At 62.4% G+C, this 12,970-nt stretch carries 11 protein-coding genes; 6 read left to right on the forward strand and 5 right to left on the reverse strand.

The genetic code is table 11. From position 1 onward, the window contains the following. Positions 1 to 6: 6 nt before the first annotated feature. The 3 genes from tcuC to ASR47_RS25460 all read right to left on the reverse strand — a co-directional run bounded on the left by tcuC (position 7) and on the right by ASR47_RS25460 (position 3,347). Entirely contained in the window at positions 7 to 1,341 is a 1,335-nt protein-coding gene (tcuC, locus tag ASR47_RS25450) for an MFS transporter (protein WP_082989169.1), read from the reverse strand. An 82-nt stretch (positions 1,342 to 1,423) separates the two neighbouring features. After that, positions 1,424 to 2,239, reverse strand: coding sequence for a substrate-binding domain-containing protein (locus tag ASR47_RS25455; protein WP_065310583.1), 816 nt, complete (start codon positions 2,237 to 2,239; stop codon positions 1,424 to 1,426). Positions 2,240 to 2,255: 16 nt separating this feature from the next. Then, the gene (locus tag ASR47_RS25460) at positions 2,256 to 3,347 is read right to left on the reverse strand and encodes a porin (RefSeq protein ID WP_065310584.1); all 1,092 of its coding nucleotides are present in this window, start codon (positions 3,345 to 3,347) and stop codon (positions 2,256 to 2,258) included. Between the two features lie 108 nt (positions 3,348 to 3,455). Between ASR47_RS25460 and ASR47_RS25465 the strand changes: the two genes are divergently transcribed. From ASR47_RS25465 to otnI, 4 genes are all read left to right on the forward strand, one after another. Next, positions 3,456 to 4,370: a LysR family transcriptional regulator gene (locus tag ASR47_RS25465; RefSeq protein ID WP_065310585.1), complete on the forward strand. Its 915-nt coding sequence runs from the start codon at positions 3,456 to 3,458 to the stop codon at positions 4,368 to 4,370. Between the two features lie 169 nt (positions 4,371 to 4,539). After that, positions 4,540 to 5,748, forward strand: a complete 1,209-nt coding sequence (locus ASR47_RS27255; RefSeq protein WP_150127967.1) for a coiled-coil domain-containing protein — start codon at positions 4,540 to 4,542, stop codon at positions 5,746 to 5,748. Between the two features lie 48 nt (positions 5,749 to 5,796). Next, positions 5,797 to 7,209, forward strand: coding sequence for a tetratricopeptide repeat protein (locus ASR47_RS25475; protein WP_065310587.1), 1,413 nt, complete (start codon positions 5,797 to 5,799; stop codon positions 7,207 to 7,209). 384 nt (positions 7,210 to 7,593) lie between these two features. Beyond that, positions 7,594 to 8,394 carry a 2-oxo-tetronate isomerase gene (gene otnI, locus ASR47_RS25480; protein ID WP_065310733.1) on the forward strand — a complete coding sequence of 267 codons (801 nt, stop codon included), beginning with the start codon at positions 7,594 to 7,596 and terminating at the stop codon, positions 8,392 to 8,394. Here otnI and ASR47_RS25485 read toward each other — a convergent pair. Then, entirely contained in the window at positions 8,378 to 9,241 is an 864-nt protein-coding gene (locus ASR47_RS25485; RefSeq protein WP_245714466.1) for an AraC family transcriptional regulator, read from the reverse strand. The two genes, otnI and ASR47_RS25485, sit on opposite strands and share 17 nt — an antisense overlap. Before the next feature lie 171 nt (positions 9,242 to 9,412). On the opposite strand from ASR47_RS25485, the gene ASR47_RS25490 reads away from it, so the two are divergent. Continuing rightward, a complete protein-coding gene (locus tag ASR47_RS25490; RefSeq protein ID WP_065310588.1) occupies positions 9,413 to 9,817 on the forward strand; it encodes a DUF3224 domain-containing protein in 405 nt (134 codons plus the stop codon). A gap of 103 nt (positions 9,818 to 9,920) precedes the next feature. After that, positions 9,921 to 10,871, forward strand: coding sequence for an alpha/beta hydrolase (locus tag ASR47_RS25495; RefSeq protein WP_245714467.1), 951 nt, complete (start codon positions 9,921 to 9,923; stop codon positions 10,869 to 10,871). A gap of 9 nt (positions 10,872 to 10,880) precedes the next feature. Here the strand turns inward: ASR47_RS25495 and uvrB are convergent, their stop codons facing one another. Continuing rightward, a complete protein-coding gene (gene uvrB, locus ASR47_RS25500; protein ID WP_065310589.1) occupies positions 10,881 to 12,968 on the reverse strand; it encodes an excinuclease ABC subunit UvrB in 2,088 nt (695 codons plus the stop codon). Positions 12,969 to 12,970: the final 2 nt, after the last annotated feature.

The raw sequence follows: 12,970 nt of genomic DNA on the forward strand, positions 1-12,970 counted from the left end.
GCTCGTTCAGGCCACCACCGGATGGCGCTCGCTGACGATGCCGCGATAGATCAGCCATGTGGCCAGCAGGCTGATGGCGCCGGCGCCGGCCATCCAGTAGCCTGGCGCGGCCTTGTCGCCGGTGCTTTCGATCAGCAGGGTCGACACCAGCGGCGTCATGCCGCCGAACAGCGCGGTGGCCAGGCTGTAGGCCAGCGAAAAGCCGGTCGTGCGCACGCTGGCCGGGATGATTTCCGTCAGCGCCACGATGGTGGCGCCGTTGTAGCTGCCGTACAGGAAGGATAGCCACAGCTCGACCATCAGCATATGGTCGAAGCTGGGGTGGCTGACCAGCCAGGACAGCGACGGATACGCGGTCAGCATGGTCAGCGCCGCGCATGCCGCCATGATGGGCCAGCGGCCGATGCGGTCGGACAGCGCGCCCATCACCGGCAGCCAGATAAAGTTCGACAGGCCGATGCACAGCGTGACGAGCAGGCTTTCCTCGGTGCTCAGTTTGAGCACGCTCTTGCCGAAGGTCGGCGTGTAGACCGTGATCAGGTAGAACGCCACCGTGGTCAGCACGATCAGCATCGCGCCGGTGACCACCAGCGGCCAGTTCAGGCTGATGGTCTTGAGCATCTGGCGGAAGGTCGGATGCGACTTGCGCGCCAGGTAGGCCTCGGTTTCCTGCAGCGAGCTGCGGATATAGAACACCACCGGGATGATCGAGCAGCCGATGAAGAACGGAATGCGCCAGCCCCAGTCGGCGATAAAGGCCGCGCTCAGGGTCTGGTTCAGGAAGTAGCCCAGCGCGGCCGAGAAGATCACGGCCACCTGCTGGCTGGCCGACTGCCAGCTGACATAAAAACCCTTGTTGCCCGGTGTCGCCATCTCGGACAGGTAGACCGACACGCCGCCCAGCTCGACGCCAGCCGAGAAGCCTTGCAGCAGGCGCCCGATCAGCACCAGGAAGGGCGCGAGCAGGCCGATGGTGGCGTAGCCGGGCACGAAGGCGATCAGCGCCGTGCCGGAAGCCATGATGGCCAGGGTCAGCACCAGGCCCTTGCGCCGGCCGATGCGGTCGATGTAGCTGCCGAGCAGGATGGCGCCCAGCGGACGCATGAAAAAGCCCGCGCCGAAGGTGGCGAAGGTCATCATGAGCCCGGCGAATTCGCTGGTGGCGGGGAAGAACGCCCTGGAAATATACGTCGCGTAAAAGCCGAACAGGAAAAAATCGTACATTTCGATGAAGTTCCCGCTCGTCACCCGGATGACGGTGCCGATGCGCGACGGCGCGCGCTGTGTTTCTTTGGGCGCGACCGACGCGATGTCGGGCGTGGCGGTGGAGGGAAGTGCCATGGTTTACCTGATGATCAATGATGAAGGGACGTCGTTGAAGCCTATCCCGGTAGTGAGCGCATTCATCTGCCGGGACAGGATCTTAGTGCGCAGTTGCGGACGTTGCGGTGCTGGCCGCCGCTGCCGGCAGCAGGCCGGTGGCCTCGATCGTGCCGGCGTTGGCCGGTGCGGCAAGGAAGCGCAACAGGGCGCGGCCCGCTTCCGGCTGGCTGGCGTCACGCACCAGCGCCGCCGAAAACTCGGTCATCAGCTGTACATCCGCCGGCAGCAGGCCGACGATATCGATGCCTTCGACCGGCATCAGTTCGCTGCGCTGCTGGCAGCCGAAATCGGCCTGGCCGTGGGCGATGATTTCACCGACCGGCGTGGCGGGAATCTTGGCGGCCTTGCCCTGCATCTGCGGCGCGATCTGCAGTTTGTTCATCAGCTGCGTCTCGATATACACGCCGCTGGCGCTGTCCGAATAGGCCACCTTGTCCGCCTTCAAAAAGGCGTTGCGCAGGCCCTCGGTGGTGCTGATGTCCGGCTTGGGCGCGCCGTGGCGCACCGCGCAGGCGATCGGCGAATTGGCCAGCACGACCTTGCTGCCGGGGACCAGGCGGCCTTCCTGCATCAGCTTGTCGAGCGCCTCGCCGACCATGATGACGACGTCGATCTGTTCGCCGCGCGCCAGCCGCGCGGGAATGGCATTTTTGGTGGCGCCCATCGACGGTCCCCATTCGGACAGCAGATGGTCGCCGCTGGCGCGCTCGTAGGCGGGCGCCAGGTTCTTGTAGGCCTGGGCGAAGCCGCCCGAGCTGACCACGCGGATATCGGCCGCGTGCGCCGCGCCGGCGCCGAGCAACAGCACGGCGGCCAGCAGTGGACGGGATTTTTGCAGCAGAGTAGGGTGAGACATGGTAGTGCTCCTGTCGTTAAAATTTGTGCATGAGGCCGAGCGTCAGGCCCAGGCCGTGGCGGTCGTTGGCGCGGCCGGCGGTGACACCGGCGGCATCACCTTGCCACAAGGTGTAGTCTGATTCGAGGTACAGGATAGAGCGTGGCGAGAGCGACTGTTCAAGGTAGGCAAAGGCGCGCTGGAAGCCGTCGTCGACCTGGCCGGTGGCGGTTCGCCAGACCTTGTAGTACGCGGTCGTGAACAGTAGCCCGGGCGCCAGTTGGCGGCTCACGCCGGCCGACGCCACGCGCTGCTGCACCGATTGCGCGACACCGGTGTCGGCGCGGTTGACGCCGAGATTGGCCTTGAACTGCCAGGCGTCGACCTTGTAGGCGGCACCGATGGTGGCAGCGTCGAGGCTGCGGTTGTCGCGATTATGAAAACGCATCAGCGCGCCCGATACGGCCAGCCCCGCCTGTTGATAGCTCAGGGCGCCGCCCCAGGTCGACAAGGCCGACGTGCCGCCCGCCACCTCGCCGAAGGAATACGCGGCGCGCGCCACCACCGGCCCGAGCGTGGTGCTGTATTTCAGCATGTTGTCGAGCCGGTAGAAGTTGTCGGCATAGCCGCTGCTGCCGTATTGCTGGCCGAAAGAGTGCCGGCCGAAGGCGGTATTGCTCAGCCCCGTGATATTGACGTTCGGGTTGAACGAGGCGTAGCGGACGCCGAGCGGGTCGACCGGCGCGATGGCGTCGGAGATCAGCGTCGCCTGGCGCCCCAGGTACACCGAACCGAGTGGCGACTTGAGGCCGACCCAGGCCTGGCGGTCGAACAGCTTGTCCGACTTGGCCGCGCTGCCCGTATCCAGGTTGATGCCGCCTTCGAGGCGGAACAGCGCCTGCCAGCCGCCGCCGAGGTCTTCCTGGCCGCGCACGCCCCAGCGGCTGGTGTTGTTGACGCCGCTGCTGACAGCGGACGTGGCGCCACCCGCCGTGGGGGCGTTGTTGGCGCTCAAGCCGTTGCCATAGCGGACGCCGGCATCGGCGATGCCATAGAAAACCGCGCTGCTCTGCGCCAGGCAGGTGCCGCTGGTGGCCAGCAACAGCGCAAACGTACAATGATGTCGCATTATGTCTCCTTGTTTGGATCAGGCCTTCTTGGCGAGGCTCATCAGCAAGGTCCCATCATCGTTGAAGTGGCATAATTTGATAATTGCAATTTTTCCAGGAATTAATGCATGCAGCGCATCAATTACGATCTCCACGATCTGCAGGCCTTTGTCGCCGTGGCCGAGCGCAACAGCTTTCGCCAGGCGGCCGCCGATCTTTTCATTTCGCAGCCGGCGCTGAGCCGCCGCATCGACAAACTGGAAGATGCGCTGGGAGTCAGGCTGTTCGAACGCACTACGCGGCGCGTGCAGCTGACCAATGTCGGGCAGGTGTTCCTGGTCAATGTGCGCGACGCGCTCAACGGCCTCGAGGACGCCGTGCTGGGGGTGGCCGACCTGGCCGCGCACCGCACCGGCACCGTGACGTTCGCCTGTGTGCCCTCGGCCGTCTGGCATTTCCTGCCCGACGTGCTCAAGCGCTTCAGCACGCAGTTTCCGAAAATTCGCGTGCGCGTGCATGACGAAAGCGCGCAGGATGTGCTCAACCTGGTGCTGGCCGGCGAGGCCGACTTCGGCATCTGTTTTACGGGTGCTGAAAACCCGGAGATCCATTTCCAGCCCATCTATGTGGAAAGCTATGTGCTGGCGATGCGCCACGACCATCCGCTGGCCAGGCGCAAGCAGTTGCGCTGGAAGGATACCGTCGATGAACGCTATATCGCGGTGGCCAAGTCGAGCGGCAACCGCAGCGTGCTCGACGCCGCGCTGTCGGGCGTGGAAAAGCACCCGTGGATCTCGTGCGAGATCAACCACGTGGCGGGCGTGCTGGCGCTGGTGGAGTCGGGCCTGGGCGTGGCGGCGGTGCCGGCGCTGTCGATCCTGCCGGAACGGCAAAGCATGGTGGTCGGCGTGCCGCTGGTCAACCCTGCCGTGAAACGCACGCTGGGCCTGATCAGCAAGCACCAGCACGCGATGCCGCCGGCCTCGCGCACCCTGTTCGAGATGCTGAGCGCGAGCGTCGCGACAGCGAAGCCGATGCATTGATAATAATATCAGAATATCAATTCATATTTCTGATAGCCTGCCGCTGACTCGACATCGGAGATGCTAACTTGCGGGATTTGCAACAAGCATCAAGCATGATTGATGATTATTTCTGAAATGAAACCAAGTCGATTATCATGTAGATAATAATTTTAAAAAAGATATCGTCATGCATCCTTTCCATTCGTGCTTTGTTACCCGGCAGTGGTGCAAACTGACCCTATGTGCCTTGCTTGCGGCCTTGGTCGTTCCCTCTGCCGCCGACGAGTTACTGATGATGAGCACACAACTCGATCAGTTGGACCGGGCGGAACTACTTGATTTGCTTGACAAGGCTGAGCTCTGTGTCACTGCACATGACTTCTCTTGCGCAGAGCTTAATTTGGGGAAGGCCAGGATATTTGCCAAGTCAGGGAAAAATCAGACTGACTGGGCGCGTGTCAATGGTCGGCTGGTCAGCACCAGGACCGAGGTAGAGCTGGCGCGGCAAAAGGCGGAAGAGGAGGCGGCGAGTGCACGACGTCTCGTCGCAAGAGAGAGTGAGCGGCGTGAAGCCGAAAGGCTCGCGCAGATGGAGGCCGACAGTGCTGGAGCGCAGCCCAACTATGCTGCGGTTATCAGCGGCACCTTCGGTGCAACTATACATAATTTCAATAAATTCAATGCTCAGATGAATGCGCAGCAACAGGCGGTATTTCGCCAGGCGAGTGAGGCTCGTGCACGTCAGGCTGAGGCACAGCGCAATCAACAGCGTGCAGCGGCAGAGCGGCAACACCGCCTGGACGGTGAACGGAACCGTTTGGCCGATGAGCGTATTTCCCGCGAGCGGCGCAAGGAAGATGCTGTTGCTGCCGAGAAGACGCGTGGTGATCAGTTGCTTGCCAAAGCCAATGCCGACAGCGAGCGTGCCCAACGCGTTGTAAGCGAGCAGGAGGAACGCCGGAGAGCATTGCTTGCCGAACAGGTAGCGCAGCGCGAGCGAGAACAACGGGCGGAAGAAACCCGGCAACGCAATGAGCGTGCCAAAGCTGATCGTTTGGCTCTGCAGTTGGCCGAAAAAGCGGCGCATGAGAAAGAACTGGCGGACTTCCATGCTGCCATGGCCAAGGGGATCCGGCTGGTCGCCATCAATTGTTTTGGTGAGCATTCCGCCACAGGCACTGCGCCGAATCTCAAGGAGCCCCGAGGTGGTGCCTGTATTGATGTCAACTATGAAGCCACTTGTCCGGACAACCGGCAACCGATACGCGGAGTGGCCAAGACCTTTGTCGGCATGGCTGCTGGTTGTTTTGGCGACACCTATAAATTTCCGACAAAACCCGGTTGTGATATCAAGGATGTTCGTGTCAGGGTAATGTCAGTGCAGGGCTGTTCATGACCTCTGTTTTCAACATGACTTCTCCACTTTGTCAGCCTGTCATGAGCGATGTGGAAGTCCACTTATGAAAAATTGGGGCTTGATATGAGATTGGCTGGTTTCGCTGCCGTAATGGGAGCCGGGGCATTTTTCTCCATGGGGTTTCTGCTTGCTGGTGATGTGCGCGCTGTCCCACAGAACCCGGTGCCCAATTCGTCGCTGCGCATCAGTTGCGAGGAAGACAGTGTAGGTGCCGAGGTTTATGTTAACGGAAAATTTCGTGGTGAGTGTCCGGTCGATCTGCGGGTGCTTGCTGGCCAACTGCTGGTGCGCGTATCCCAATCGGCAGATTCCGAACATGAGCGTGTGTTCGAGCAGACTGTGCGAATGGGCGAGGATAGTTCCAAGCGTATAGACGTGGTATTGTCCGAGCCGAGACTGACGGCTGCGGCCCAGCGAGCTGAACAGGCACGTATTAGTGCCGAGGAAGCAAGACAGGCAAAACTGATCGAGAAACGCCGCCGCATCATCGAAGATAATTTGGCTCGTATGCATCAGGCCGCAGCCGGTGGTGATGCCGCCGCGATGCTGGCTTTATCCGAATTCCATGCGGCTAGCACAGGCGGTGCGCCAGATTTGGCGAAGGCGCATGAGTGGCTGGTCAAAGCTGCCAATTCTGGCGATCCTCGTGCAATGGGGCGCTTGGGTGAACGCTACGAAAATGGTCAGCAGGTTAGCGCTGATATGGCGCAGGCACTGGCGTGGTACCGCAAGGGAGCTGATGCCGGCGATCCAGTTGCCCAAGCTGGGTTAGGCGCGATGTATAACAATGGCACCGGCGTCGCCGTTGACAAGGAGCAGGCGCGTACTTGGTGGGAGCCGGCGAGTGCCGCAGGAAATGCCCGCGCGATGAATGGTATGGGTACTCTGTTTTACTTCGGGAATGGGGGCGTGACGAAAAATCATGTGATCGCCTTGGAATGGTACGAGAAAGCTGCCGCCCTGGGCAGTGCGCGCGCTATTGCCACCCTTGCTGACTTGTATGGCGAAATTGGTGAGCCCGGAACGTATCAACCAGAGCGCGCTTTTGCGCTGGCGCAGAAGGGTGCTGAACTAGGCACTCCACGCACGATGACCACGCTGGGCTTCTATTATTCGACAGGCGTCGGTACATCGCAAAACCAGGCGCTTGCCTTGAAGTGGACGCACAAGGCTGCTGAATTGGGTAACGGTGAAGCCATGAATAACATTGGCTACTATTACTACAGAGGACGGGGCGTGCCGAAAAATATCCAGACTGCTCTGTCCTGGTATCGTCGTGCTGCCGCAGCCGGCAGTTATTCAGGGGCAAAAAGTTTGGCCATTATGGTCTACGATGGCGAGGCCACCCCGGCCGACCGAAACTTGGCCATACTCTCGCTACGCAAGATACAAGATTATGAACCAGCGAAAATCTGGCTCAAGCGACTTGGCGCAGACTAACTACGCCTAACAAAACCGTAGCGGGCGGAAGGTAGTTGTGGTTGAGAAGCGCAACTGTACGGAGGTACAGTGAGCATCGCAGACCGCAAATGCCGACGCGCAGTAGGTTTTGATAGGCGCTCTAAAGCTCGGTAACGCTGGAGCGTGACATTGAGGCAATGAAATGGCTTTCGCCATTTCCCATGGATATGGGTAACTCATTTCTGCATGAGCGGGTTAGGCCCCAGGGTAGGCGCCTGCGCGCCGCCGTCGCTGCGCTTCGTTGACGCGCGTTACCTTGATCAAGTGGTCTTGGGTACGAACCGGGAAGCGGCCGTGTACGCCGCCAAGGGACTCGAAAAGAAATACACCTTCAAACTCGATATATCCCCCAAGGAGACCCGCATGCCCCGCTTCGCCGCCAATCTGACCATGATGTTCAATGAAGTGCCGTTTCCACAGCGCTTCGCCGCCGCCGCCAGGGCCGGCTTCCAGGGTGTCGAATTCCTGTTCCCGTATGAATATCCGGCGCGGGACGTGGCGCTCTGGCTGCGCGAGCACGGCCTGCAGAACGTGCTGTTCAACCTGCCGCCCGGCGCCTGGGCTGCGGGGGAGCGCGGCCTCGCTTCACTGCCGGGGCGCGAAGCCGAGTTTCGCACGGGCGTCGCGCAGGCCATCGAGTATGCGCTGGCGCTGGGCACCCCGCGCCTGCACATGATGGCGGGACTGGTGCCCGCTGGCGCCGACCTGGCGCTGCACCGCGCCACCTACCTGGCCAATCTGCAATACGCCGCCAGCGCCGCCGGCGCGCATGGCATCGAGATCATGATCGAACCGATCAATGGCCGCGACATGCCCGGCTACTTTCTCGTCGCGCAAGAGCAGGCGCATGCCTTGCGCGTGGAATCGGGCGCGCCCAACGTCAAGGTGCAGATGGATTTCTACCATGCGCAGATCGTCGAGGGCGATATCGCCATGACGTTCAGGAAGCACTTCGATGGCATCGGCCACGTGCAGATCGCCAGCGTCCCGGCGCGCAATGAACCGGACGACGGCGAAGTCAGTTACCCGTATCTGTACCGGCTGCTCGACGAGCTGGGCTACCAGGGCTGGATCGGCTGCGAATACCGTCCGCGTGGGCGTACCGAGGATGGGTTGGGGTGGCTTGCCGCCTTCAACAGCAAAGCGGCTACATCGGGGACCTGATGCTCTGTTCCTGGCTGCGCAACTGCGAGCGGCGATAGTCGAGCGGCGTGCTGCCCACCAGCGCCACGAACTTGCGGCTGAAATGGGCCTGGTCGAAAAAGCCCAGCTCCTGGGCCAGGCTGGCCAGGTCCGGGCGATCTGGCTGGGCCAGCCGCCAGATCGCCTCCTGCAGCCGGTAGCGCTGGATCACCCATTTCGGCGTCACGCCGACATAGTCGGCGAACAGGCGCTGCAGGCGGCGTTCGCTGATCTCCATGGCGGCACACAGTTGCCCGACGCTGACCGGGCCGTACGGCGCCGCCGCAGCGGCGGCCAGCCTGCCGGCCAGCAGCGCCGCCGCATCGATTTGCGGCAGCACCGCCAGCAGCAGCGATTGCGCCTGCGCCACCATGGCGCCATCGTCCATCTGCCCCAATACCAGCGCCTCCGCCTCGCGGGCCGGCACGCCCAGCAGCGCATCGGCGGCGATCGTCGCATCGGTAAAGGACGACAGCGGCTGCTTGATGAACGGGCGCAGGCCGCCCGGCGCAAACCGCACGCCCAGTACCTTGCCCGCACCTGCCAACGGCCTGTCGAAGGCGCCGCGCACCACGCCATGGATGGCGGTACTGCCCGCATCGAAAACCAGGTGCGCATTCGGATACGGCAGCACGCGCTGGGTTTCGGGCGCGCGGTCCCGCAGGTCCCACTCCACTACCCAGCAATATTCGACGAACGGCGCCAGCGCGGCATCGACCGGATAGGTGGCCAGCCGCAGCCGGCGCGCCGTGGCGCGCGGATCGACGATGCCCTTCGGTGCGTGTTTGAGCTCTGTCAGCAAATTGGCGGTGCTGTCGGATTTATCCAAGATTGTTCTCTCGTGCGGCGCTACGCTGGCGTTGTCGTTCTGAAGAAAAGGAGAGTCATGACATCGCACCGCGCCGTTCGCCATTTGGTCGGGCTGTTGTTGGCCGCAGCTTGTTACTGTCAATCGGCGGCGCCGGCCATCGCGGCGCCGTTCATGGAAAGGGATCATCGCATGAGTACACGTGTTTCGGGAAGTTTCAGCATCACCATGACGCCGGTGGGTACGCCGCAACGGTCGGGTCGCACGGCGCTGGGAAGGATGCTGCTGGAGAAAGTCTACACGGGCGAACTGGCGGCCACCGCCAGCGGCGAGATGCAGAGCGCCGTCACCGATACCAAGGGCGCCGCCGCATATGTGGCGATCGAGGCCATCACGGGCGTGCTGCAGGGCAAACAGGGCAGTTTCGTGGTGCAGCATGCCGGCACCATGGCCGATGGCAAACAGCAGCTGTCCATCATGATCGTGCCGCATTCCGGCACCGGGCAACTGGAAGGCATCCGCGGCACGATGGCCATCCGTATCGAGGCCGGCCAGCATTTTTATGATCTCGATTATTCCTTGCCGGACGCCGAATAAGCGCATGGCGAACACGGCAATTGTTATGATATTGGTGGTGCTGACACCGGCCATGCAGGCAGTTCAAAAGAACGATTTATAAACATACCGACAAGGGGCGAGCATGATGCGATGGGTGCCGGGAATAGTGGTTCTGCTGTTGAGCTTGTCGGCCCATGCCGCCACCGGTGGCGAACAGGAGATCACCCTGGCGGTGCCGGGCGGCATGCTGCACGGCACTTTGTCGCTGCCGGTGGTGGAGGGCAGGGTGCCGGTGGTGCTGCTGCACGCCGGTTCCGGCCCGACCGACCGCGATGGCAACAGCGCCATGCTGCCGGGACACAACGACTCCCTGCGCATGGTGGCCGATGCGCTGGCGCATGCGGGCATCGCCTCGCTGCGCTACGACAAGCGCGGCGTCGGTGCGAGCAGCCTGGCCGGCGTGCGCGAGGCCGATCTGCGCCTGGACCAGTATATCGATGACGCCAGCGCCTGGCTGCGCCAGCTGCGCGCCGATGCGCGCTTTGACAAGGTGGTGATGGCCGGCCACAGCGAAGGCGCGCTGATCGCGATGGTGGCGTGCCGGCAGGCGCAGGCCGACGCCTGTGTGTTGATGGCCGCTGCGGGCAGCGCGCTGGACGATATTCTGCGCGCGCAGCTCAAGCCGCGCCTGCCGGCCCACCTGTATGCGCAAAACGAGCGTATTTTGCTGGCGCTCAAGCGCGGCGAGCAGGTGGCCGACGTGCCGCCGGCCTTGCTGGCGCTGTATCGGCCGTCGGTGCAGCCGTATCTGATTTCTTCGCTGAAAGTCGACCCGCGCGCGGCGGTGGCCGCCTTGCGCATGCCGGTATTGATCGTGCAGGGGACGACCGATCTGCAGGTCTCGGTGGCGGACGCCAGGGCCTTGTCGGCCGTGGCGCCGGCTGCCCGGCTGGTGATCGTGCCGGGCATGAACCATGTGCTGAAAATGGCCGGCGGCGACCTGGCGCAGCAACTGCCGTCCTACAGCGATCCGGCGCTGCCGCTGGCGCCCGTGCTGGTCGAGGCCTTGACGGCGTTCGTGCGGACGCCATAGACGCCCGGCTTATTTGCCCAGGATCGAGGTCACATTGTCGGTGCCTGGCGCGCCGAACAGCTGCTGCTTGAGGATGTGCAGCTGGTCGCGCACCTGCGCCGCTTTTTCGAACTCCAGGTTCTTGGCGTGGTCGACCATCAGTTTTTCCAGGCGCTTGATTTCCTTGCTGACCTGTTTCTCGCTCATCGCTTCGAACTTGGCCGTTTCCTGCGCCACCTGCAGGTTTTCGCGCGCTTCCTGCGGGCTGTAGACGCCGTCGATCATTTCGCGGATCGATTTTTTCACGCCGATCGGGATGATGTTGTTGGCGGTGTTGAAGGCGATCTGCTTGGCGCGGCGCCGTTCCGTCTCGTCGATGGCGCGGCGCATGGAATCGGTGATGCGGTCGCCGTACAAAATGGCGGTGCCGTTCAGGTTGCGCGCGGCGCGGCCGATGGTCTGGATCAGGCTGCGCTCGGACCGCAAGAAGCCTTCCTTGTCGGCGTCGAGGATCGCCACCAGCGACACTTCGGGCAAGTCCAGGCCTTCGCGCAGCAAGTTGATGCCGACCAGCACGTCAAACGTGCCCAGGCGCAGGTCGCGCAAAATCTCCACGCGCTCCACGGTTTCGATATCGCTGTGCAGGTAGCGCACCTTGATGCCATGGTCGCCCAGGTATTCGGTCAGCTGCTCGGACATGCGCTTGGTGAGCGTGGTGACCAGCACCCGCTCGTCCTTCTTGATGCGCTCGACGATTTCCGACATCAGGTCGTCGACCTGGCTGCTGGCTGGGCGCACGATGATCTGCGGGTCGACCAGGCCGGTCGGGCGCACCACCTGTTCCACCACCTGGTCGGAATGCTGCCTTTCGTACTCGGCCGGCGTGGCCGACACGAAAATCGTCTGGCGCATCTTCTGTTCGAATTCCTCGAATTTCAAGGGCCGGTTGTCGAGCGCCGACGGCAGGCGGAAGCCGTAGTCGACCAGATTGGTCTTGCGCGAACGGTCGCCGTTGTACATGGCGCTCAGCTGGCCCGTCAGCACATGCGACTCGTCGAGGAACATGATGGCGTCGGGCGGCAGGTAATCGACCAGGGTCGGCGGCGGCTGGCCGGGCAGCGCGCCGCTCAAATGGCGCGAGTAGTTCTCGATGCCTTTCGTAAATCCGATCTCGGCCATCATTTCCAGGTCGAAACGCGTGCGCTGTTCCAGGCGCTGCTCTTCGATCAGCTTGTTTTCCTTGCGGAAGAATTCGAGGCGGTCGCGCAGCTCTTCCTTGATGGTTTCGACGGCGCGCAGCACGGTCGAGCGCGGCGTGACGTAGTGCGAACCCGGGTAGACCGTAAAGCGCGGAATCTTCTGGCGCACGCGGCCCGTCAGCGGGTCGAACAGCTGGATCGATTCGATCTCGTCGTCGAACATTTCCAGGCGCACCGCCAGTTCGGCGTGCTCGGCCGGGAAGATGTCGATGGTGTCGCCGCGCACGCGGAAGGTGCCGCGGCCAAAGTCGACTTCGTTACGCGTGTATTGCATCTGGATCAGGCGCGCGATCACGTCGCGCTGGCTCACTTTGTCCTTGACGCGCAAGGTCAGAATCATCTGGTGGTATTCGTTCGGATTGCCGATACCGTAGATGGCCGAGACGGTGGCGACGATCACCACGTCGCGCCGTTCCATCAGCGACTTGGTGCACGACAGGCGCATCTGCTCGATATGTTCGTTGATCGAGGAATCTTTCTCGATGAACAGGTCGCGCTGCGGCACGTACGCTTCAGGCTGATAGTAATCGTAGTAGCTGACGAAGTATTCGACCGCGTTTTGCGGGAAGAAATCGCGAAATTCGCTGTACAGCTGCGCGGCCAGGGTCTTGTTCGGCGCAAAGATGATGGCGGGACGGCCCATGCGCGCGATCACGTTGGCCATGGTATAGGTCTTGCCCGAACCGGTCACGCCGAGCAGGGTCTGGAAGGCCAGGCCGTCGCCTATGCCTTCGGCCAATTGCGCGATGGCGGTCGGCTGGTCGCCGGCCGGCAGGAAGGGCTGGTGCAGCTTGAAGGGCGAGTCGGGAAAGGTAACGACGGTCGGTTCGCTGTCGTTGACATTGGATAAATCGGGCATGT

Origin of the sequence: Janthinobacterium psychrotolerans (genome assembly GCF_001677885.1) — a bacterium.
GTDB lineage: Bacteria > Pseudomonadota > Gammaproteobacteria > Burkholderiales > Burkholderiaceae_D > Janthinobacterium > Janthinobacterium psychrotolerans.